The sequence below is a fragment of the Pseudomonas matsuisoli genome, assembly GCF_014647635.1.
Lineage (GTDB): Bacteria > Pseudomonadota > Gammaproteobacteria > Pseudomonadales > Pseudomonadaceae > Pseudomonas_P > Pseudomonas_P matsuisoli.
Genome location: NZ_BMPO01000003.1, coordinates 106,787 through 126,979, shown reverse-complemented (window position 1 = coordinate 126,979; position 20,193 = coordinate 106,787). Strand labels below are relative to the sequence as shown.

The window sequence follows — 20,193 nt, the reverse complement described above, 5'->3', positions numbered from 1 at the left end:
GGGCGACGTTGCGTGCAGGTCAATAGCCTTATCCACCCACCCCCGAGCGAGACGCCCTGGCCAATGGGCCACGCAATGCTTGGCTACGAACGCCCGAGTCAGCGTTCGAGCATGCCCATTACCGCGGACGGATAACGTTGGCCGGCGACGCTATTGCGTTGGAACAACTCATCGAGCCGAGCCAGCTCCGCGGGCGACAAGGTCAGCGTTAGTGCCTCGAGGTTTTCGTCAAGATAGCGACGGCGCTTGGTCCCGGGGATCGGCACGATATTGTCGCCTTGCGCCAACACCCAGGCGAGCGCGAGCTGTGCGGGCGTCACCTCGCGTGCGCGGGCCAGTTCACGAACGCCTTCGACGAGCCGCAGGTTGCGCTCGAAATTTCCTTGCTGGAAGCGCGGCGTGGACAATCGATAGTCTCCTTCGGCAAGGTCGTCGCGCGAGGCGAACGTTCCGGTCAGGAACCCGCGGCCTAACGGGCTGTATGGCACGAAAGTCACGCCCAGCTCGCGGCAGATTGCCAACGTCCCATTGGTTTCCGGATCTCGCGTCCACAGCGAATACTCGCTTTGCAATGCGCTGATGGGATGCACGGCGTGGGCGCGGGCGAGGGTTTCGGCAGAGGCCTCGCTCAGGCCCAATAGCCGTACCTTGCCTTGTCGTACCAGGTCTGCCATGGCCCCGACGGTGTCTTCGATGGGCACGTCGGGGTCCACGCGGTGCAGGTAATAGAGATCGAGATAATCGACACCAAGGCGTTGCAGGCTGCCTTCGACACTGGCGCGAACGTGCTCGGGCCGACCATCGGTTCCGCGCTGGGTTGGATCGGCGCCCCGCAGGATGCCGAACTTGGTGGCAATGAATGCATCCGCACGCCGCCCGCGGATGGCCCGGCCGATTAGGGTCTCGTTCGTGTAGGGACCGTACATGTCGGCGGTGTCGAGCAGGTTTAGCCCGCAATCGAGCGCGTGGTGCAAGGTAGCGATGGCTTCGTTTTCGTCGCGTCCTTCATAGAAATCCGACATGCCCATGCAGCCCAAGCCGATCGCTGAGACCTGTGGGCCAGCGTGGCCCATTCGACGTGTGATCATGGTGTGGCTCCTGCTTAGTGAAAGAAGAGCCATTGTCATTGCTAAGCCAGAATGGATAAATGTGCCGATACTAAAAGCTTAATTAGGCATGGATGAATAATGGATCGTCTGAACGCTATGGCACTGTTCGTACGGATTGTCGAGCAGCGCAGCTTCTCGAGAGCGGCCAATGACTTGAACATGTCCGGCGCCATGGCCAGCACGCTGTTGCGACAACTGGAGTCGCATCTGGGGGCTCAACTTTTGCGTCGGACCACGCGACATGTGAGCCCAACCGCGGATGGCGAGCTGTTTTACGAGCGCTGTCTCGCGCTGCTGGCCGACCTCGAGGATGCGGAATCGCTTTTTTGCAACGAGCGGCGCCGACCAAGCGGGAAGTTGAAGGTAGACATGCCGAGTTCGCTGGGCGCACTCGCAATCCTGCCGCGGTTACCCGATTTTCAGCAGCGTTACCCTGAGATCGAACTGGTGATCAGCAGCAGCGACAAAACGACCGATTTGCTGCGAGACGGTGTGGATTGCGTCATTCGGGGAGGCGATGTCGTCGACGAAGGCTTGGTGGTGCGGCCCCTGGCCCCTCTGCCGCAAGTGACCTGCGCCAGCCCGGATTACTTGCGCCGCTATGGCCGCCCGGAAAACCTTGATGATCTCGCCCGGCACCGGATGGTGGCGTATCTGTCCTCGGTGGATGGCCGAGCCTTTCCGTTGGAATTCACTTGCGAAGGAACGGTGACGCTGAAAACGTTATCCGTCGCCATCAGCGCCAATGGCTCTGCGGCTTACGTCGCCTTGTGCGCTGCCGGGTTCGGCCTGGCCCAACCGCCGCGTTACCACGTGGCGCAGCAATTGGCGGAAGGCAAACTGTGTGAGGTACTCACTGACTGGCCGCCGCCCGCGTTGCCCTTGTCCGTGGCCTATTCGCCGCATAGACGGTTGTCGGAGCGGGTGAGGGTCTTCGTGGAGTGGGTGAGCGAAACCTTCGGTACCGTCAACGACGAATGAAGCCCAAAAAAAGAAGGCCGCCTAAGCGACCTTCAGATGTTGTTATTTGCCTTACTTCGTTGCAGCGGTGAACAGGGTGACTTTCTTCGGATGACCTACAGCCGCACCGTCCAGGATCGGACCGTTGAGGTAAACCGACATGTTATTGCCGACGCTGTAGACCGAACCAATCTTGTAGACCTGACCGTTAGCCATCTTCACAGATGCGCCCACCTTGAATGCTGCTGCACTCGCAGAGGTTTTGGGGATCGTGAAGCCGGACATCTTCTTCGCGATTCCTTTGTTCCAGTTGCTGTCGGTGAAGTTGTTGATGGACGACTCGACCGCTTTGCTGGTGCCGGTGTTGCCCGTATTGCTACCTGAGCCGGTGTTAGAGCCAGTCGACGGTGTCGTCGGTGCTGGAGTGGTCGGCGTGGTGGGCGCTGGCGTTGCCGGTTTTGCTGGCGTGGTCGTAGGCGTCGTAGGGGTCGGCGTGGTCGGCGTGGTCGGCTTCGTTGTCGTGTTTGCCGCAGGCGGTGTGGTGGTCGCCGGCTTCGTTGACTTCGGACCGATCGCAGAGCAGCTCGAGTTGGTCAGGTACTTCTTCAGAATCGGCCACTGCGGGCGATCCACTCCACCCTTTGGCTCGATGGAGAGCCGGTAGTTACCCCACGCACGTCCCGCCGCCCAGTAGGTTGCCGGGATGCAATGGTCTTTGAGGTAGGCAAGCATGCCTTCCATAATCGGGAACCAGCGCGGATCATCACCCGGTACGCCGAACTCGCCGATGAAGCCTTTCTTGCCGTTGTCCTGTAGCCATTTCACGAATGGCTTCACACGCTCGACGCCGTAGTCTGCCTTAACGGTCGTTACGTCGAATTTCTTGTAGCTACCACCGTCGCTGCCATCGAAGTAAAGGTGGGCCTGGAAGATCAGGTTGTCAGCAGGGTCCTTCAGGTTCAGCAGCGCCTTGTTGTACGAGGGCCACTGAGTAGCGCCCGCCCATGAGTTACCTTCGATCATGATCGGCTTCACCCGATCGATTTCGCGGATGGCATCGATCCCGTGCTGAGCAGCGATAGGCCATTGTGCGTCCGCATCGTGAGGTTCGTTCATGATGTCGTAGGCGTAGAGCGAACGCTCGGGGCTCCAGCGCAATGCGATTCGGCGAATCAGGTCACGGTAATTGGCATAACTAACGTTGCCAGTACCAATAACTACATCGCGGTAGCGCTGATAGTTGTGTACATCGAGAATAAGTTTGGCGTTATATTTTTCAGCATAATCGAATGTTTTATCGATAAAGGCTGCATAGGTCGGATCGAAATCACCGCCTAACTTCGGTTGAAGGCGTTCCCAAAGAATAGGGAAGCGAATTAACTTAACGCCTTTCGAAGTCCATGTTTTAAAGTTTGCTTCAGTCGGGAAGAAGAAGTTTGTACCTTCTTTCCCAGGCAATGCGCCTGAGGTGAATTCCGCACCGGCGAGGTTGACGCCGACCATGTCAAGACCTGCAGCGCTCGCTTGGCTGAAGGGTGCACCTGCCAGGCCGCAGAGCAGTGCTGCAGAGGCAACCAAAGAGCTGAAACGTTTGTAACCGCGTCCATTGCGTATAGAAGAGTTTCCTAATGAAAGAGTGTTAGCAAAGGACATACTGGCCTCATCATCTGTATATTCAAGTTCATCCCCCTAAACTTCTATTGTTTGGGGAGGAGAACTTTGCTCGCGTGTATTTATGGGCTAGGCCCAACTAATGCCAGCGCAATGTTTGCGCTTGCGGGATACTTTGCAAGTGACAGGCCAGAGGAGAACAAGCGCGATGAACGGTATAATTTGATAGCAAAATACTGGCAAATTCACCGTGCATGGGAGGCGGTTATGGCAAATTCGAAGGTTTTAACTGCTAAATAGCAGCAAAATAATAATTTGAGTTATAAGGAAAAACGCCAAGAACATGGCGTTTTTCTGGATCTCGAGCAGGATCATCAATATGCAGGGAATTCAAGCCCGCTTCGTTGCCGCTAATTTGGCACGTCTTACGGGCGATGCTTGGCTAGCCATTGGCGCAGTTGCGTAATTTCCTTTTCTTGCGCCGCGATGACTGCTTTGGCCAGCGCGCGCATCTCTTCGTCCTTTCCATGCTCGAGTTGAATCCTGGCCATTTCCACGGCGCCTTCGTGGTGGGCAAGCATGCCGGCGGCGAAGGCCACGTCTGGGTCTTTTGCCATGATGCCTTCGTGCATATCGTCGTGCATGGTCTGCATCGAATCCATGTAGGCCTTGTTCGCGGGCGCTGGCGCTGCGGCTGCTTCACCTCCGTGTCCTGTGTGAGCGTCGTTGGCAAAAGCGGATGTGCCAATGACCAGAAGGGCTGCGCCAAGCATGGATATCTTGTTCATCACGGAATCTCCGGCGTGGTTAACGATGTTCGACTTATTCCCGACCGCGCTGCCTTTCCCGGGCCGAACAGCGCGCGCAGCGTGCAGGCGCGGAGGAGGTCAGGACGAAGGCGGCTGAGGCGTTTACGGCAGGTAAGCGCCGTACGCTGCGCCTTCCCATCGAGGGAAGGTCAACCCAGTCACGCGCGCACACCGTAACAATGGTTTTCAAAGCTCGATGCGCTGTTGCTGGACAATGAAGAGATTGGCGGCGGTGTCGGGGCAATCGTGAATGGCGTACATGGTGATCAGCCCGTCGCTCGCCGTGGCAGCGACGTAGTCACCCGGCAACGCCGAGAAATGTCCGCGGCTTCCCGGTGCTGACGTGGGTTCCAGCCAGGCATTATAAAAATCCGCCTCGTCGCCGTCGCCTAGGTACGCTTCAAGATCATTCGCGTCCCATTCAACGGGTATCGCGAAGGGCTCGCCGAGTACGATCAATGCGTCGCCTAGGTCGATTTCGTCGTCGGCGTCGTTCGGGTCGGGGCGGTAGACCGTGCATTCCAGTGCGTCGGGGTGGGCGAGGAGGGTGGCGCGATCGAGAGGAGCGGGCATGGGTGGTACCTGAAAGGGGATGTGACGCGAAGCATCCCATATAAACGCGGTAAGCCGGGAGCACCCGGCTTACCGCGCCCGTCAGGCGTTGGGTTCTTCGGTATTGATGTAGGGCGGTACTTCCGCCAGTGGCAGCCGGCGCGCCTGCTCGGAATTGATGCCTGGGCGCTTTGGTAGCGGCGGAAGCTTTTGCGGCGTGTTGGTTTTCAGACAGCGTTCGACCGCTGCGATTACGCGCACGTCGCGCCAGCCCTCGTCACCGTCAGGCTCAGGATCGCGGTCTTGCAGAATACAGTCGGAGAAGTACTGCGTTTGCCCGCCGAACTGATCGACGACGGGATGCTCATGCTCAGTAGTTTCGCCGTCGATGGTGGCGCTATAGCGGATGGCGACGCCTTCGCCAAAACCGAAGCAGGGCGACGCCGCGAACGCGCCTTTGGTACCGACGATCTGCAGATGCTGGGTGCCAGGCAATGCATAGCTGACGATGAAGGTCGCCATGCGCTCGCCAGGAAAGCGCAAGGTGACGTTGACGGTGTCAGGCGTATCGATGTGCTCGCCCGGCGTCTGCGTGGCCACGGCATAGACCTCGATGGGCTCCTCGCCGAACAGGCTGCGCGCGGCGTTGATGGGATAGGGCCCCATGTCCGCCACTGGGCCGGCCCAAAAGCCGTTTTTCATTCGGTGATTGGATGCCTTGGTCATCTGCGTGAAGGTGGCATTGAAGACACGTGGATCACCGATATGGCCTTCGCCGATGCGGCTGACCATCTCTACTGTTCCCGGCTCGAAATGCAGTCGGTAGGCGATCATCAATTTCGCACCGGAGCGGTTGGCGGCTTCGGTAATGGCGATGCAGTCCTCTTCGCTGGTCGCCATCGGTTTTTCCAGCAGTACGTGAATGCCGGCTTCCAACGCTGGCTCAGCGAATTCACGATGGCGAAAGTTCGGTGTGGCAAGGTAGATCGCATCGATCTCGCCCGAGGCGAGCAGTTGCGGAAACTCTTCGTAGGTGTAGCTTTTGAGCCCATAGCGGCTAGCAAGCTCATCACCTTTCTTCGGATCGCCTGTGACCAAAGCGGTCATGACCGAGTTGTCGGTCTGCCCGATACCCGGCATGAATGCGCCTTGGGAAATCCATCCGCCCGCGACGACGGCGTACCGAATCTTACGTTTTTCTTCTGCCATTTCTGCCTCCCGGTCATGCGAAGCCTATGCAACGCGTGAATGTTGATCCGTGCCAGATTTTCTCCGGCCTTTATTTACGGGCCAGAAACTGTGGGCGTTAGTTCATCTTGAGAGGTGAGCGGGAGGAAGGCGCTTTCACGTGCGCACCGCTTCAAGTGCCATTTACGTAAGTCTCGATCAGCCCCATACCAAAGGCGGGCGCCGTTGCCTGGCAGATGGCAATCGAGTTTCGCGCGGGTTACCGGTAGGCTATGCAGCCTGTAATCCGCCGTTCTCCTAGAGGTTTCCACGTGTTCGCCGATTTCGCCCTGCATGACCGTTTGCTCAAAGCCGTAGACGAGCTGAAATTCAGCGAGCCCACGCCTGTGCAAGCCGCCGCCATCCCGCCTGCATTGGAGGGGCGCGACTTGCGGGTGACGGCCCGGACCGGGAGCGGCAAAACAGCGGCTTTCGTGCTTCCTCTGCTGCACCGCTTGCTGCAGAACGCAGGGAAGCGCGTGGCGATTCGTTCGCTCATTCTTCTACCCACGCGCGAGTTGGCGCAGCAGACCTTGAAGGAAGTCGAACGCTTCTCGACCTACACCTTCCTCAAGGCGGGGCTCGTGACCGGTGGCGAGAATTTCAAGGAACAAGCGGCATTGCTCCGCAAGGTGCCGGATGTCCTCATCGCGACCCCTGGCCGCATGATCGAGCATCTGGATGCCGGGCATCTGGACCTGAAAGACGTGGAAGTGCTCATCCTCGATGAAGCTGACCGGATGCTGGACATGGGGTTTGCCGATGACGTCCAGCGCTTGGCGAACGAGGCGTCCAACCGGGCTCAGACCTTGTTGTTCTCCGCCACCACCGGTGGTGCCGCGCTACGCGATGTGGTCGCCAAGGTGCTACGGGATCCGGTACGGCTGCACCTGAATGGCGTTGCCGACCTCAACGAAGGCACGCGGCAGCAGATCATCACGGCCGACGATCCCGGTCACAAGGAGCGTTTGACGCAGTGGCTGCTGAGCAATGAAACCTTCGGCAAAGCCATTGTGTTCTGCAATACGCGCGCAGCGGTGGATCGGCTGTACGGCCATCTGATCGCGGCGGATTTCAAAGCCTTCGTACTCCACGGAGACAAGGACCAGAAGGACCGCAAGCACGCCATCGACCGGTTTCGCCAGGGCACTAACCGTATCTTGGTGGCGACCGACGTTGCGGCCCGCGGCTTGGATATCGAAGGGCTCGACCTGGTCATCAACTTCGACATGCCTCACTCCGGCGACGAGTACGTTCACCGCATCGGCCGTACCGGCCGCGCCGGCGCGGAAGGATTGGCGATTTCGTTGATCTGCCATACCGACTGGAACCTGATGTCGAGCATCGAGCGTTATCTCAAGCAACGATTCGAGCGCCGCACGATCAAAGAACTCAAGGGCAGCTATCAGGGGCCGAAAAAACTCAAGGCATCCGGCAAAGCTGCTGGCGTCAAGAAAAAGAAAGGCGACAAGCCCGCGACAGCTACCAAGACGACTACGAAGCCACGGCGAAAGCCTGCAGCGAAACCTGCTTCCTCGCTCGTGAGCGACGATGGTTTGGCGCCCCTGAAGCGTCGCAAGCCCGAGGCCTGATTCACGCTTTTAGTAACGTGCAAGGAAGGTGAACACGTTCTTTTCGGAGTAACGCAACGTGATTCGCTGTTCAATGGGCGCGACCGTGATGTCGCGCCTGCGCTGTATCGTCTGTGTAGCGCCTCTGCTCGTGGCACCTGTGGCCGTGGCGGAAACGATCGAATTCGGCTTCGGTACCGATAAGCCTCCCTACGTTTACGAAAACGAAGGTCGCGGGCTGGAGTACGACATCGTTCAGGCGGCCATGCGCGAGGCCGGGATTTCTCTGAATGTGCGCCATCTACCAATCGACCGGTTACACCTGACGCTCGAGCATGGGGAACTGGATGCAATTGCCAGTACCAACATCCAAAGTGGTCTTAGCAACGTCGCCTACTCGGATGTAGTGCTGTACTACCAAAATGTGGCCATCGCGCTTGCGTCCCGAGGGCTTGTGGTCGAATGCATCGAGGACTTGTCGAACCTGTCGGTGAGTTCGTTCCAAAGTGCTCGGCGCCTGTTAGGGGGGGCATATGCAAAGATGGCCGCCGCCAACCCCCGTTATCGCGAGGAACCCCGGCAAATCACCAGATCGCGGCTGTTGTACTCCGGGCGAGTCGATGTGGTAGTCGCGGACATTCGTATCCACGAGCAATTGAGCAAGCAAGCGAGTGCCGAAGTCGATGTGTCGCAACCGATCACGGTCTATCCGATTTTTCCCCGAACACCCTATCGGATCGGATTTCGCGACGCCGAGTTGCGTGACCGCTTCAACCGGGGGCTCGCGGCGGTGCGCGCCAGCGGCGAATACGCGGCTATCGAAGAGCGTTACGCGGCGGACGAGCCCGAGAAGGCGCTGTCCGGCGTTACGCACGTGGTGAACGGTGCGGTCAGATCCGCTGCAGGTAGTGAACGCTGAACAGGTGCGCTGGATCCGTCCACATGGCGATGGCTTTGAATCCTGCCTTGCCTGCGAGTGATCGGAAACCTTCGGGTGTGTATTTGTACGAGTTTTCGGTATGCAGGCTTTCACCACGATCGAAGTGAAAGCGTTCGCCCTCGATGTCCACGTCCTGCGCGTCGGTGCTGATCAGGTGCATTTCGATGCGGGAGGCCTGTTCATTGAAAAAGGCATGATGAACGAAGCGTTGCGGGTCGATATTGCTGTCCAGCTCGGCGCGTATCCGCTCCAGGACATTGAGGTTGAACGCGGCGGTGACCCCTGCCTCATCGTTGTAAGCCGCTTCCAGTACTTGCTTGTCTTTTACCAGGTCCACACCGACCAAAAGGCCGCCACCTGCAGGTAGCAGCGCATTCAGGTTGTGCAGAAAGGCCAGCGCTTCGTCGGGGGTGAAGTTGCCAATGCTCGACCCCGGAAAGAAGGCGACTGAGCGCTCGCTTTCGAATTCCCCCGGCAGACTCATGGGTTGCGAAAAATCCGCGCAGGCGGCCTGGACGTCCAGCCACGGATAGTCCGCCGCCAGCCGGCGTGTGCTGCTGAGCAGAAAATCCTCGCTGATATCGATGCCGAGGTAGCTCGCTGGCCTCATCGCTTCGAGCAACAGACGTACTTTCTTGCTTGCGCCGCTACCCAGTTCGATGAGATTTGCATGGGCACCTGCAATATCGGAAATGTCGTTGGCGGCTTGGCTGAGGATCATTTCTTCGGTGCGCGTCGGGTAGTACTCGGGCTGCTTGCAGATTTGTTCGAAAAGCTCCGATCCGCGCCGGTCGTAGAAAAACTTGGGCGATATCGATTTGGGGGAGTGTGCAAAGCCAGATAGCGCCTCTTCCCGAAGCGAATCATTGGCTTCGAGCGGGCGCTGGTCGTGGAAACGGATCGCGAGGGCCATGTCAGACGTCCTTGGCAAGGCGCAGGCCAGCGAACTGCCAGCGCATGTGCGGATAAAAGAAGTTGCGATAGGTCAGTCGCATGTGGCTCTCCGGGGTCGCACAGCAACCGCCCCGTAGCACCATCTGGCCCGACATGAATTTGCCGTTGTATTCGCCTAGCGTGCCGTCGAGCGGCTTAAAGCCGGGATAGGCGCCATATGCATCCGATGTCCACTCCCACACGTCTCCAAACAGCTGCAACGGCTCGTCTTCATCGAAGAATTGATCAACTACCGGTTGCAGATAGTCGGCTTCCAGAAAATTACCTCGAACCTGTCTGCCCTCGGCGGCAACTTCCCATTCGGCTTCGGTAGGCAGCCGTGCGCCGGCCCAGCGCGCATAGGCATCTGCTTCGTAGTAGCTGACATGGCAGACCGGTGCGTTAGGGTCCAGGCGACGCATGCCGCCCAACGTCATCTCGTACCAGCCGTCGTCCTGACGCCGCCAGTAAAGCGGAGCGTTCCAGCCTTCGGCGTTGATGCGTGACCAGCCGTCCGCCAACCAAAGTTCCGAACGGGCATAGCCACCATCGGTGATGAACGTGAGGTATTCACCGTTGGTGACCGGACGATTGGCAAGCGCGAAGGCCTCGAGAAAACGTCGATGGCGAGGCCGTTCGTTATCGAAACCAAACGCGGAAGGGTCGCTTAAGCCAATTTCATGGATACCACCGGGGAAGGACTGCCAGCGCAAGTCTTCGGCCCGCATTTCGGTGGGTGTCCGCAGGTCGGTGCGGTAGACCGGATTGAGCGGGTTGTGCGCAAGGATGTGCTTGATGTCCATCACCAGCAGTTCTTGATGCTGTTGTTCGTGGTGAAGACCGAGCCTCATCCGCCGGCAGATTTCTTCTGCATGTTCCGCAGGCGCATTGCTGAGTAGGTCCGCTATTGCGATATCGACGTGCTGACGAAACTGATAGACGTTTTCCACGCCGGGCCGGGAAAGCAAGCCGCGTTGCGCCCGAGGGTAGGGCACGCCATGGGTCTGGTAGTAAGAGTTGAAAAGATAGTCGTAGGCGTCGTCGATCGGCCGGTATCCCTTGAGATAGGGTTTGAGCACGAATGCTTCGAAGAACCAGGTGACGTGGGCGATATGCCATTTAGGCGGGCTGACATCCGGCATCGTCTGGATGCCATAGTCTTCGGTCTCGAGCGGAGCGCAGATGGCCTCGCTTGCCGTACGCACTTGTTGGTAGAGGTCGAAGAGCGTCTGTTCGCTGTCTTCGGACGAATAGGAATCCAGTGGCTGCATGGCCAAGTTCGACATGCGGCTGCCTCCTGTTGGCAGGTCGGTAGGTCAGTGCGGACGGTGACCTGCAGACGCACATCTGACCAGCGTTGCCGCTCGAAACGTGGCAGAGGAGTAGTCCCTGCCATGCGTTGGAGAAGCGCGTACCAGGCGCGTTCAGTGCGATTCTGCAGCCAGCGACAACCTTTCAGCCACGCCGACACCGATAGCGTTACGGTGCAGCGCGCTCTAAACGAACCGACTCACCGAATTTTTGGAAGTTTCACGTTTTCGACCAAGGGCGGTTTTTCGAGGTAGTGGCTTTGAGGCATGACGAAAGGCAAAGCGCCATTACGCGAGTGAACTTATGGATTGGCTTGGTTATCTGATCCGCGGGTGTCACGAGGAAATCTGGGGCAATCGGCCACCGTCGTCTGTCGTTCAGCGGCGAATGCGCGGTCTGCCCCCTGTCGAGGGAACGTCATATGAAATTCAGTGATCCATTTGCCCGCAATTACGTGGGAGACGAGCGGAATCCTGCGCCGCCATCGAACGTCTCGCGCCTGTCATTGCTGCCTTTCTTCGGACTGCTGTTGATTGCCTGCATCCTTTCAATCTTCAGCTGATCCCAGCCAGCGGCCAGGGTTACCGCTATACGGCGGCGCTGTGCATAGACATTGTCTTCGTTGACAGCAGCTCGTTACGCTGCACGGCGTCGAGTGCGCGAAACTATCGGCGAATCCTTCCGGTCGACTTCTTAGAGCCTATAGAAAACGCCGCATGCGACGGTTGCAGATGCAGCCTTGCTCTGCGCCGCAAGGCTTACGTACGTTACACGCTGGATACTTGATCGGGCTTGCGGCTCCGGGGTAGAACCGGATAGCCGATTAAAGTATTTGGCGTCAGCGGTCGATACATTTAGGCGTGACGAGCGTAATCTCTGCTGACGGTCTTCTGGCCGTTTGCCTGTAGTCGAGTAGGAGGCTACCCATGAAAGCACGTGTCGAACGTTTCATCTGGCAAGTCGGTGTTGCCCTAGGGCTGATCGAAATACCCAAGTTGCAGCCCATCCCCGTACGTAGCAACGAACAGCAGCGCCTGGCTCAACAGCGCCGCCGTTAATGCCCTGGCGGCAGCGCCGCTTTTCGAGCGTGGCCATGCGGTCATTCTGCCGCCACGCTTGAAGCCGACGGAGGATGTTCCATCGCACCTTCATTACCCAATGACGTCGAGGTCAGTTCAGTGCTCGCGCCGGTGGCCGAATGGCTTACTGATGCGAGGGTAGCGGTATTGAGCGGTGCAGGTATCAGTACGGCTTCAGGCATACCTGACTATAGGGACAGCAACGGTGTCCGGCGTGGACGCGCGCCGATGATGTTTCAGGAATTTGTATCCGCGATCTCTGCGCGAAAGCGTTACTGGGCGCGCAGTATGCGGGGTTGGCCGACCGTAGCAGCGGCGAATCCTAATGCCGCGCATCGTTCCCTGGCGGATTTGCAGGCACACGGCAAATTAGCAGGTGTGATCACCCAGAATGTTGACGGGTTGCACAGCGCCGCCGGCAGCCCGGATGTCGTTGATTTGCATGGCAACCTGCATCGAGTGCGCTGCTTGGACTGCGCCGGTACCTTTTCCCGTGCCGATATCCAGACCCGGCTAGAAGCGCAAAATCCCGATCTGCGTGACATCGAAGTGGTGCTCGCCCCGGACGGCGATGCCCAGGTTGCGGCAGAGTTTCTAGAGGGCTTCGTGCTACCCCTCTGCCCCAGGTGCAGTGGAGAACGACTCAAACCGGATGTAGTGTTTTTCGGTGAGAACGTTGCTGCAAATGACGCGACCGCCGCGATGGCACGGGTTCAGGCAGCGGATGCATTGCTTGTCGTCGGCTCGTCCTTGATGGCCTTTTCCGCATTCCGGCTATGCCAGGCAGCGCATCGAGCCGGCAAGCCGATATTTGCGATCAATCATGGTAAGACGCGGGCAGACGAGTTGATTGCACTGAAGATCGACATCCCCTGTGAGCGCGCGTTGCCGTTGCTTTGCAACCTGGTGACGTAAAGCGTGCTCCGCGGGGGCTATCCAGTTCCCGGTGGCGTGGGTTCACGCGATATGGAATAGGGTGCCGAGGTATTGGCTGATTGTGTTCCCAGGCCCGTACACGTGCGTGAGCTCGGCATTGGCAGCGTTCATGTGCGCATGCAGCCGACGCCGTACTTCATCTGTGCCCAGTAGAGCCAATAGGGTCGATTTACCGTCATCCTTGCAGGTGTCTTTGCCGGTCGAGCTGCTGTCACGGCGGTCCTGTAAGTCGTCATAAAGCTGGAAGGCCTGGCCTAGCTCAACGGCAAAATTCCTCAGCGACTGGCGAACTTCGTCCGACGCGCCCGCGACCAATCCGGCAATTTCCAATGCGGTGCCGAAAAGCACACCCGTTTTGAGCTCGTTCGTATCGATGATGTCTTCCGCGCGGCGCGCGCCGTTGCCTTCACGCAGATCCTTGTACTGGCCTCGCACCAGTCCCTGCGTTCCGACCACATCGGCAAGGCTGGCCACCAAGCGATTGCGCAGGGGCGGCGCAACATTCGGCAACGATGCGACTACCCGAAAGGCGTGGCTGAGCAGCGCAACGGCCGCTAGAACGGCGACGTCTTCGCCGAAATGGCGATGGATCGTTGGGCGACCGCGCCGCAGCGCTGCGTTATCCATGCACGGCATGTCATCAAGTATCAGCGACGCGGAATGAATCATCTCGACCGCGCAGCCGAGGTCGAACAACTCGGATCCGTCGTATCCCAGGTCGCGTGCGGCCAGGATCATCAGCATGGGGCGAATGCGCTTGCCGGGCGCCAAGGTGCTCTCGCGCATCGCCAAGCACACGAGATCTCGATCGTCCGCGGGGCTTGGTAGCACTTCCTCAAGCCGCTTGTTCAGCGTATGACGCAATGAGCCCACGAGGTCTGGGGCGGCCACGGCGGATACGAGTGTTGTCATGCGGGCCATTCTCCGTTGGGCGTTGCGCCTATCGCTAGGGGCGCTTCCAGTCTATTAGTCATGACGTCGCATCCCGCTATCGATTCGAAAATGCTTCGAAGAGTGCCACAGAGGGAACGGCGCGGGCCACGAGTTGCCTTATAGAACGTTACGCGACATCGTTGTACAAGAGTTGTACAAGGCTGTCGGCTTAATCAAAGGGACAGCAGAGTCGGCGAAAAATCCCTTGTTCAGGAGTGATTCATGGAGAAAGCCCAGCTGGTGAGCCGGAAGAACGATCACCTCGACATCGTTCTGGATGCCGACCGTGCGGGCGTGCTTTCTCAAACAGGATTTGCGGCTTACACCTTCGAGCACTGCGCATTGCCGGAGTTGGACTTCGATGCGATCGACCTTCGCACGCAATTGTTCGATCGCCCCCTGCAGGCCCCTTTGCTGATCAGCTCCATGACGGGTGGCGCCGCGCGTGCATCCCGTATCAATCATCACCTTGCAGAGGCGGCGCAAGCACTTGGCATTGCGCTGGCCGTGGGGTCGCAACGTGTCGCGCTGGAAACCGACTCGAACTACGGCCTCACGCGCGAACTGCGAGGACTCGCACCGGATGTTCCGATCCTCGCGAACCTAGGCGCTGCGCAAGTGCTGTCGCAAGGCGTCGATCTGGCCCAGCGCGCAGTCGACATGATCGAAGCGGACGCGTTGATCGTTCATCTCAATCCGCTTCAGGAGGCGGTGCAGGTCGGCGGTGATCGTGACTGGCGAGGCGTGCTGGAAGCCATTGCTGGGTTGGTACAACGATTGTCCGTGCCCGTGGTGGTCAAGGAAGTCGGTGCCGGTTTGTCCCCGGCTGTTGCCCGCGCACTTGTGGACGTCGGCGTCTCCGTCATCGATGTCGCAGGCGCAGGCGGTACCAGTTGGGCTGCGGTGGAGGGCGAGCGTGCCAAAGATCCTGCTGATCGCGCCGTGGCCATGGCGTTTGGCAGTTGGGGGATACCGACTGCGCGCGCGCTTATTGCTGCGCGTGAGGTATTACCCGCAACGACCCTGATCGCGTCGGGTGGCGTCCGCGATGGCGTGGACGCGGCAAAGGCCATTCGCCTCGGTGCCGATATCGTCGGCCAGGCGGCTTCGGTGCTGGCGAGCGCGGTGGATTCCACCGAGGCGGTTGTGGAGCATTTCTCGGTGATTACTCGGCAGCTTCGGGTGGCTTGCTTCTGCACTGGCTCGGCCAGCCTCGACGCATTGCGCGTGGCGCCGATGGTGACGTGCGCACCGGCGACGGTCCGCCTTCCATGATGCACTTTGGATTCATCGCCCCGGCGTTCCCTAGCCATTTCAGTGCGCTGCAAGCCCTGGCACTGACGCTCATTGCGCGAGGGCATCGCGCGACGTTTTTCCACCAGGCGGACGCCGCAGGCTTACTCCGCGATCCCCGTATAGGGTTCGTGCCGTTGGGCGGTTCGACGCACCCGTCAGGCTCGCTGGCGCAATCCCTACGACGTGCAGCCAGCCCTGGCGGCCCCTTCGGATTGAAGCGCGTAATCGACGATCTGGCATTGACGACGGACATGCTCTGCCGTGAGCTACCTGCCGCGCTGGAGCGGCACCGTGTGGACGCGTTGGTAGGTGACCAGATGGAGGCCGCAGGTGGGCTCGTCGCTGAAGCGGTGGGGATGCCGTATGTGTCCGTCGCCTGCGCGCTGCCGGTCAATCGAGAGCCCGGCCTGCCGCTGCCCGTCATGCCCTGGAGTTTCTCTCAGGGCGCGCGGGCCGACCGTCTTTATGAAACCAGCGCGCGCATTTATGACCTGATCATGGCGCCGCATCGCCGGGTCATCGAACGCCACTCGCGGGCGTTCGGGTTGCCGGTCCGCGGAGCGCTTCACGAATGCTTGTCGCCACAGGCGCAGATCAGCCAGACCGTCGCTGCGTTCGACTTTCCCAGACAACAGCCTCCCGCTCATTTTCATGCGGTCGGCCCATTGCGGTCGTCTGCGTCAGACACGTCGCTCGAACTGGATCTTCGTCAGGATCGTCCCTTCGTGTTCGCCTCGTTGGGGACCTTGCAAGGCCAGCGCTATAACGTCTTTCGCAAAATCGTCGACGCGTGTCGGCGGTTGGATGTCCAGCTGTTGCTTGCTCACTGCGGTGGGTTAAGTACGACGCAGGCGGATGCCTTGAGCGTGCCGGGAAGTATTTGGGTGACCGACTTCGCACCTCAGCAGGCGGCGCTGGCGCGGGCGGACGCGGTGATCTCCCACGCCGGACTGAACACGGTGATGGATGCGTTCGTCGCAGCGACCCCGATCCTGGCGATGCCCATTGCCTTTGATCAACCCGGCGTGGCATCGCGGGTGGTGCATTCCGGCAGCGGCCTGAAAATCTCGGTCCATTTCGCGAGTGCGCAGCGTATCGGAAAGCATCTGGAGCGACTGCTGGCCGAGCGGACGTTTGCCATGCGGGCAGCGGTGTTAGGAAATGCGGTGAGAGAGGCGGGCGGCACGGCGCGTGCGGCCGATATCGTCGAGGCAACGGTTTTAGGTGCACCCGTGCGGCGCATCGAGGCGGCTATATGACAGACCGTTACGACCTCATTCTGGTCGGCGCCGGGTTGGCGAACGGGCTGATCGCGTTGCGCATACGTGAGGCGCGTCCTGACCTGCGAATGCTGGTGTTGGAAAGCGACCCCGTTCCAGGCGGCAACCATACCTGGTCATTTCACGACGGCGATCTGAACCACGCGCAGCACCGCTGGCTGGACCCATTGGTGAAGCACCGCTGGCCTGCTTACTGCGTGCGCTTTCCCGAACGTACGCGCCGTCTGGACACCGGATATGCGTCGATCCTTGCAGAGGATTTCGCGCAGCACCTGCAAGACATTTTGGGTGATACGTTGCTTTGTAATACGACGGTCGTGGAGGTCGCCCCAACACGCGTGACCTTGGCCGACGGCCGCGTGCTCGAAGCGGCTGCGGTGATCGATGGCCGAGGCCCGCGCTCGAGCGACCATGTTGCGTTGGGCTACCAGGCATTTCTCGGACAGGTCATCAGAACCCGAACGCCCCATGGGCTCACTGTGCCCATCGTCATGGATGCAAGCGTGGCACAGGGGGAGGGCTATCGCTTCGTCTACGTTTTGCCATTCGCGCCCGATGTGTTGCTGATCGAAGACACGCATTACGTGGATTCCGCCCACCTCGACGATGCGACGCTCAGAGTGCATATCGAGGCTTATGCGCGCCAGCAAGGTTGGGAGATTGCAGAGGTTCTTCGCGAAGAGCAGGGCGTTTTGCCAATCACGCTTGCCGGCGATATCGACGCGTTCTGGGCGCAGACGCAGGGGCAGCCCCATGCTGGATTGAGCGCAGGGCTTTTTCACGCGACCACGGGCTATTCGCTCCCCCACGCTGTCAGACTCGCGGAGCGGATCGCTGCATTGCCCGAGTTCGACGCGCCGGCCGTGTACTCAGCTGTACATGGGTTCGCGTCGGAAAGCTGGCAGGCGCAAGGTTTCTTTCGATTGCTCAACCGCATGTTGTTCATGGCCGGTCGCCCTAGCGATCGGTGGCGGGTGATGCAACGTTTCTACGGTTTGTCCGAGGGGCTGATCGAACGCTTCTACGCAGGGCGACTTACAGTCTTCGACAAGCTGCGTATCCTTTCCGGTAAACCGCCGGTTCCGATCGGCGAAGCATGGGTCGCCATGCAGCAGACCGATCCCCATCGCATAAGGAAGTCCAGATGACCCAACCCAAACGCGCCGTAGTGATCGGTGCGGGTTTCGGTGGTATCGCGCTCGCCATTCGGTTGCAGGCCGGCGGCCACCAGACGACGTTGCTGGAGAAGCGCGACAAGGCCGGTGGGCGCGCGTATGTGTATGAGGATCACGGCTTCGTCTTCGACGCCGGCCCCACGGTCATCACTGATCCTTCGGCGCTTGAGGAGCTGTTCACCCTCGCCGGCAGAAAGATGTCCGATTACGTCGAGTTGCTCCCAGTGAATCCGTTCTACCGTCTCTGCTGGGAAGACGGCTCCTACTTCGACTATGCCAACGATCAGGATGCACTGGACCGGCAAATTCACGCGCGCAATCCAGCGGATGTCGAAGGCTATCGACGCTTTCTGGCCTACTCCAAAGCGGTGTTCGAAGAGGGTTATCTAAAGCTCGGCGCAGTGCCGTTCCTGTCTTTCCGCGACATGTTGCAAGCCGGACCACAGCTGGCCCGGTTGCAAGCGTGGACGAGCGTCTATGGCATGGTGTCGCGCTTCATCGAAAACGAGCAGCTGCGCCAGGCCTTTTCCTTTCATTCGCTGCTCGTGGGAGGCAACCCGTTCGCGACGTCTTCCATCTATACGCTCATTCATGCCCTGGAGCGGGAGTGGGGCGTATGGTTCCCCCGGGGCGGTACCGGCGCGCTGATCAAGGGCATGATCAAACTCTTCGAGGATCTCGGTGGACGCGTCGAATTGAATGCCGAGGTCTCTCGCATCGACGTGCAGGAAGGCCGCGCGCGTACCGTGCAGTTGGCGGACGGACGTCAATTTGCAGTGGACATGGTGGCGTCCAATGCGGATGTCGTGCACACCTATGCGAAGTTGCTCGGTCATCATCCACGCGGTGTGCGGCAAGGGGAGGCGTTGAAACGCAAGCGGTTCAGCATGTCGCTGTTCGTTCTCTACTTCGGTCTGAGCAAACGCCACGAACAGCTGCGGCATCACACCGTGTGCTTCGGTCAGCGTTACCGCGGGCTGATCGAGGAGATTTTCAATCACGACACGCTCGCTGACGATTTCTCACTGTATCTGCATGCACCGTGCGCAACGGACCCTTCGCTGGCACCGCCCGGCTGTGGATCTCACTATGTGTTAGCGCCGGTCCCGCACCTCGGAAATGCAGAAATCGACTGGACCGTCGAGGGGCCTCGCTATCGCGATCGCATCTTCGATTATCTGGAACAGCATTACATTCCGGATCTGCGCCGTGATCTGGTCACGAGCCGATTCATCACGCCGTTCGACTTCCGCGATGAGCTCAATGCGCACCATGGCTCCGCCTTCTCGCTGGAGCCCATCCTGACGCAAAGCGCCTGGTTCAGGCCGCACAACCGCGACACGACGATTCCCAATCTTTATCTGGTTGGCGCAGGCACCCATCCCGGCGCAGGCATTCCCGGGGTGGTGGGTTCGGCAAAAGCGACCGCGGGTTTGATGCTGAGTGAGGCCCGCGGATGAGCGAGGCGCTGCTGGAGCATGCCACCCGCTCGATCGAGGTCGGGTCCAAGAGCTTTGCGACCGCGTCCAAGCTGTTCGATCCGCTTACCCGGCGTAGCGCGGTGATGCTCTACGCGTGGTGCCGTCACTGTGATGACGTCGTCGACGGGCAAACCTCCGGATTCGGCCAGACGCAGGGCGATCGGGCTGATAGCGAGCAACGCTTGGCGGAACTGTTCAGCGCGACGAACAGCGCGTACGCAGGCGAGCCCATGTCGGATCCAGCGTTCGCGGCCTTGCAGGAAGTGACGACTGTTCACGGGATTCCCAAGCGTTTTCCTCTTCAGCATCTCGAAGGCTTCGCGATGGACGTCCACGATCGTCGATACGTAACGCTCGACGATACGCTGGAGTACTGCTACCACGTGGCGGGCGTCGTCGGCGTTATGATGGCCATGATCATGGGCACGAAGGATGAGGCGACCCTCGACCGAGCGTGCGATCTGGGACTGGCTTTCCAGCTCACCAACATCGCACGTGACCTCGTCGAGGACGCGGAAATAGGGCGCTGCTATCTACCGTCGCAATGGCTGGACGAGGCGGGCATTCCGCAGGACGCAATCGCCGATCGCCGACACCGAGCAGCGCTGGCGACGCTGGCGGCCCGGCTCGTCGAAGCAGCAGAGCCGTATTACGCGTCAGCGCGTATTGGCATCAGCGCGCTTCCGGTGCGTTCTGCCTGGGCGATCGCCACGGCGCGCGGCGTCTATCGAGAGATCGGTGTCAAGGTCAAAGCCCGCGGTGCAACGGCCTGGGACGAGCGAGTGTCAACGTCGAAGCTAGACAAGCTTCGGCTGCTGACCGAGGCAGCCGGCACCGCGTTGGCATCGCGCGGTGCGAATGCCGAACCGCGTTCGCCGGGGTTGTGGCAGAGGCCGCGGTAGGAACCTGTCAGTAAGTTCGCGGGAAAACCTGTAGGAGCCAGCTTGCTGGCGATCGCGTTCGATCAGGCAAGACGGAATGTTCTGCCGC

The 20,193-nt window shown here is 59.7% G+C and carries 19 protein-coding genes; 11 read left to right on the top strand and 8 right to left on the bottom strand.

Annotated elements, in window-relative coordinates; all coding sequences use genetic code 11:
- Window positions 1-98: 98 nt before the first annotated feature.
- Complete coding sequence (locus IEY47_RS06885; RefSeq protein WP_188982434.1) at window positions 99-1,088, bottom strand: aldo/keto reductase; 990 nt, start codon at window positions 1,086-1,088, stop codon at window positions 99-101.
- Between the two features lie 99 nt (window positions 1,089-1,187).
- On the opposite strand from IEY47_RS06885, the gene IEY47_RS06880 reads away from it, so the two are divergent.
- The gene (locus tag IEY47_RS06880) at window positions 1,188-2,090 is read left to right on the top strand and encodes a LysR family transcriptional regulator (RefSeq protein WP_188982433.1); all 903 of its coding nucleotides are present in this window, start codon (window positions 1,188-1,190) and stop codon (window positions 2,088-2,090) included.
- A gap of 51 nt (window positions 2,091-2,141) precedes the next feature.
- Here IEY47_RS06880 and IEY47_RS06875 read toward each other — a convergent pair whose 3' ends face one another.
- The 4 genes from IEY47_RS06875 to IEY47_RS06860 all read right to left on the bottom strand — a co-directional run bounded on the left by IEY47_RS06875 (window position 2,142) and on the right by IEY47_RS06860 (window position 6,250).
- Complete coding sequence (locus IEY47_RS06875) at window positions 2,142-3,722, bottom strand: glycoside hydrolase family 5 protein (protein WP_188982432.1); 1,581 nt, start codon at window positions 3,720-3,722, stop codon at window positions 2,142-2,144.
- Between the two features lie 383 nt (window positions 3,723-4,105).
- Complete coding sequence (gene copM / locus IEY47_RS06870) at window positions 4,106-4,468, bottom strand: CopM family metallochaperone (RefSeq protein ID WP_188982431.1); 363 nt, start codon at window positions 4,466-4,468, stop codon at window positions 4,106-4,108.
- Between the two features lie 207 nt (window positions 4,469-4,675).
- Window positions 4,676-5,062 carry a hypothetical protein gene (locus IEY47_RS06865; RefSeq protein WP_188982430.1) on the bottom strand — a complete coding sequence of 129 codons (387 nt, stop codon included), beginning with the start codon at window positions 5,060-5,062 and terminating at the stop codon, window positions 4,676-4,678.
- 81 nt (window positions 5,063-5,143) lie between these two features.
- Window positions 5,144-6,250 carry a Gfo/Idh/MocA family protein gene (locus tag IEY47_RS06860; protein ID WP_188982429.1) on the bottom strand — a complete coding sequence of 369 codons (1,107 nt, stop codon included), beginning with the start codon at window positions 6,248-6,250 and terminating at the stop codon, window positions 5,144-5,146.
- Between the two features lie 251 nt (window positions 6,251-6,501).
- On the opposite strand from IEY47_RS06860, the gene IEY47_RS06855 reads away from it, so the two are divergent.
- Window positions 6,502-7,860: a DEAD/DEAH box helicase gene (locus IEY47_RS06855; protein WP_188982428.1), complete on the top strand. Its 1,359-nt coding sequence runs from the start codon at window positions 6,502-6,504 to the stop codon at window positions 7,858-7,860.
- Between the two features lie 58 nt (window positions 7,861-7,918).
- Complete coding sequence (locus tag IEY47_RS06850) at window positions 7,919-8,758, top strand: substrate-binding periplasmic protein (protein ID WP_229779289.1); 840 nt, start codon at window positions 7,919-7,921, stop codon at window positions 8,756-8,758.
- On the opposite strand, the gene egtD is transcribed toward IEY47_RS06850, so the two are convergent.
- Both egtD and egtB read right to left on the bottom strand, forming a co-directional pair.
- Window positions 8,730-9,692, bottom strand: coding sequence for an L-histidine N(alpha)-methyltransferase (gene egtD, locus IEY47_RS06845; RefSeq protein ID WP_188982427.1), 963 nt, complete (start codon window positions 9,690-9,692; stop codon window positions 8,730-8,732). The genes IEY47_RS06850 and egtD overlap by 29 nt on opposite strands.
- A 1-nt stretch (window position 9,693) precedes the next feature.
- Window positions 9,694-10,998, bottom strand: coding sequence for an ergothioneine biosynthesis protein EgtB (egtB, locus tag IEY47_RS06840; protein WP_188982426.1), 1,305 nt, complete (start codon window positions 10,996-10,998; stop codon window positions 9,694-9,696).
- Between the two features lie 446 nt (window positions 10,999-11,444).
- On the opposite strand from egtB, the gene IEY47_RS06835 reads away from it, so the two are divergent.
- The 3 genes from IEY47_RS06835 (at window position 11,445) to IEY47_RS06830 (ending at window position 13,017) form a co-directional block, all read left to right on the top strand.
- Window positions 11,445-11,585, top strand: a complete 141-nt coding sequence (locus IEY47_RS06835) for a hypothetical protein (RefSeq protein ID WP_188982425.1) — start codon at window positions 11,445-11,447, stop codon at window positions 11,583-11,585.
- A gap of 364 nt (window positions 11,586-11,949) precedes the next feature.
- Window positions 11,950-12,081, top strand: a complete 132-nt coding sequence (locus IEY47_RS20590; protein WP_268240438.1) for a PA1414 family protein — start codon at window positions 11,950-11,952, stop codon at window positions 12,079-12,081.
- Window positions 12,082-12,201: 120 nt separating this feature from the next.
- On the top strand, window positions 12,202-13,017 hold the full coding sequence (locus IEY47_RS06830) for an NAD-dependent protein deacetylase (protein ID WP_188982424.1): 816 nt from the start codon (window positions 12,202-12,204) through the stop codon (window positions 13,015-13,017).
- Between the two features lie 42 nt (window positions 13,018-13,059).
- Here the strand turns inward: IEY47_RS06830 and IEY47_RS06825 are convergent, their stop codons facing one another.
- On the bottom strand, window positions 13,060-13,950 hold the full coding sequence (locus IEY47_RS06825) for a polyprenyl synthetase family protein (protein ID WP_188982423.1): 891 nt from the start codon (window positions 13,948-13,950) through the stop codon (window positions 13,060-13,062).
- A 243-nt stretch (window positions 13,951-14,193) separates the two neighbouring features.
- Here IEY47_RS06825 and fni point away from each other — a divergent pair, with 243 nt between their 5' ends.
- Genes fni through crtB form a run of 5 tightly spaced genes read left to right on the top strand, consistent with a single transcriptional unit; the run spans window position 14,194 to window position 20,105 of the window.
- The gene (gene fni / locus IEY47_RS06820) at window positions 14,194-15,246 is read left to right on the top strand and encodes a type 2 isopentenyl-diphosphate Delta-isomerase (RefSeq protein WP_188982422.1); all 1,053 of its coding nucleotides are present in this window, start codon (window positions 14,194-14,196) and stop codon (window positions 15,244-15,246) included.
- Entirely contained in the window at window positions 15,243-16,526 is a 1,284-nt protein-coding gene (locus IEY47_RS06815; protein ID WP_188982421.1) for a glycosyltransferase, read from the top strand. The genes fni and IEY47_RS06815 overlap by 4 nt, the downstream gene beginning before the upstream one ends.
- On the top strand, window positions 16,523-17,695 hold the full coding sequence (gene crtY / locus IEY47_RS06810; protein WP_188982420.1) for a lycopene beta-cyclase CrtY: 1,173 nt from the start codon (window positions 16,523-16,525) through the stop codon (window positions 17,693-17,695). The genes IEY47_RS06815 and crtY overlap by 4 nt, the downstream gene beginning before the upstream one ends.
- Window positions 17,692-19,182, top strand: coding sequence for a phytoene desaturase (locus IEY47_RS06805; RefSeq protein WP_188982419.1), 1,491 nt, complete (start codon window positions 17,692-17,694; stop codon window positions 19,180-19,182). Before crtY ends, IEY47_RS06805 begins: the two co-directional genes overlap by 4 nt.
- The gene (gene crtB, locus IEY47_RS06800) at window positions 19,179-20,105 is read left to right on the top strand and encodes a 15-cis-phytoene synthase CrtB (RefSeq protein WP_188982418.1); all 927 of its coding nucleotides are present in this window, start codon (window positions 19,179-19,181) and stop codon (window positions 20,103-20,105) included. Before IEY47_RS06805 ends, crtB begins: the two co-directional genes overlap by 4 nt.
- The last annotated feature ends 88 nt before the right edge of the window (window positions 20,106-20,193 follow it).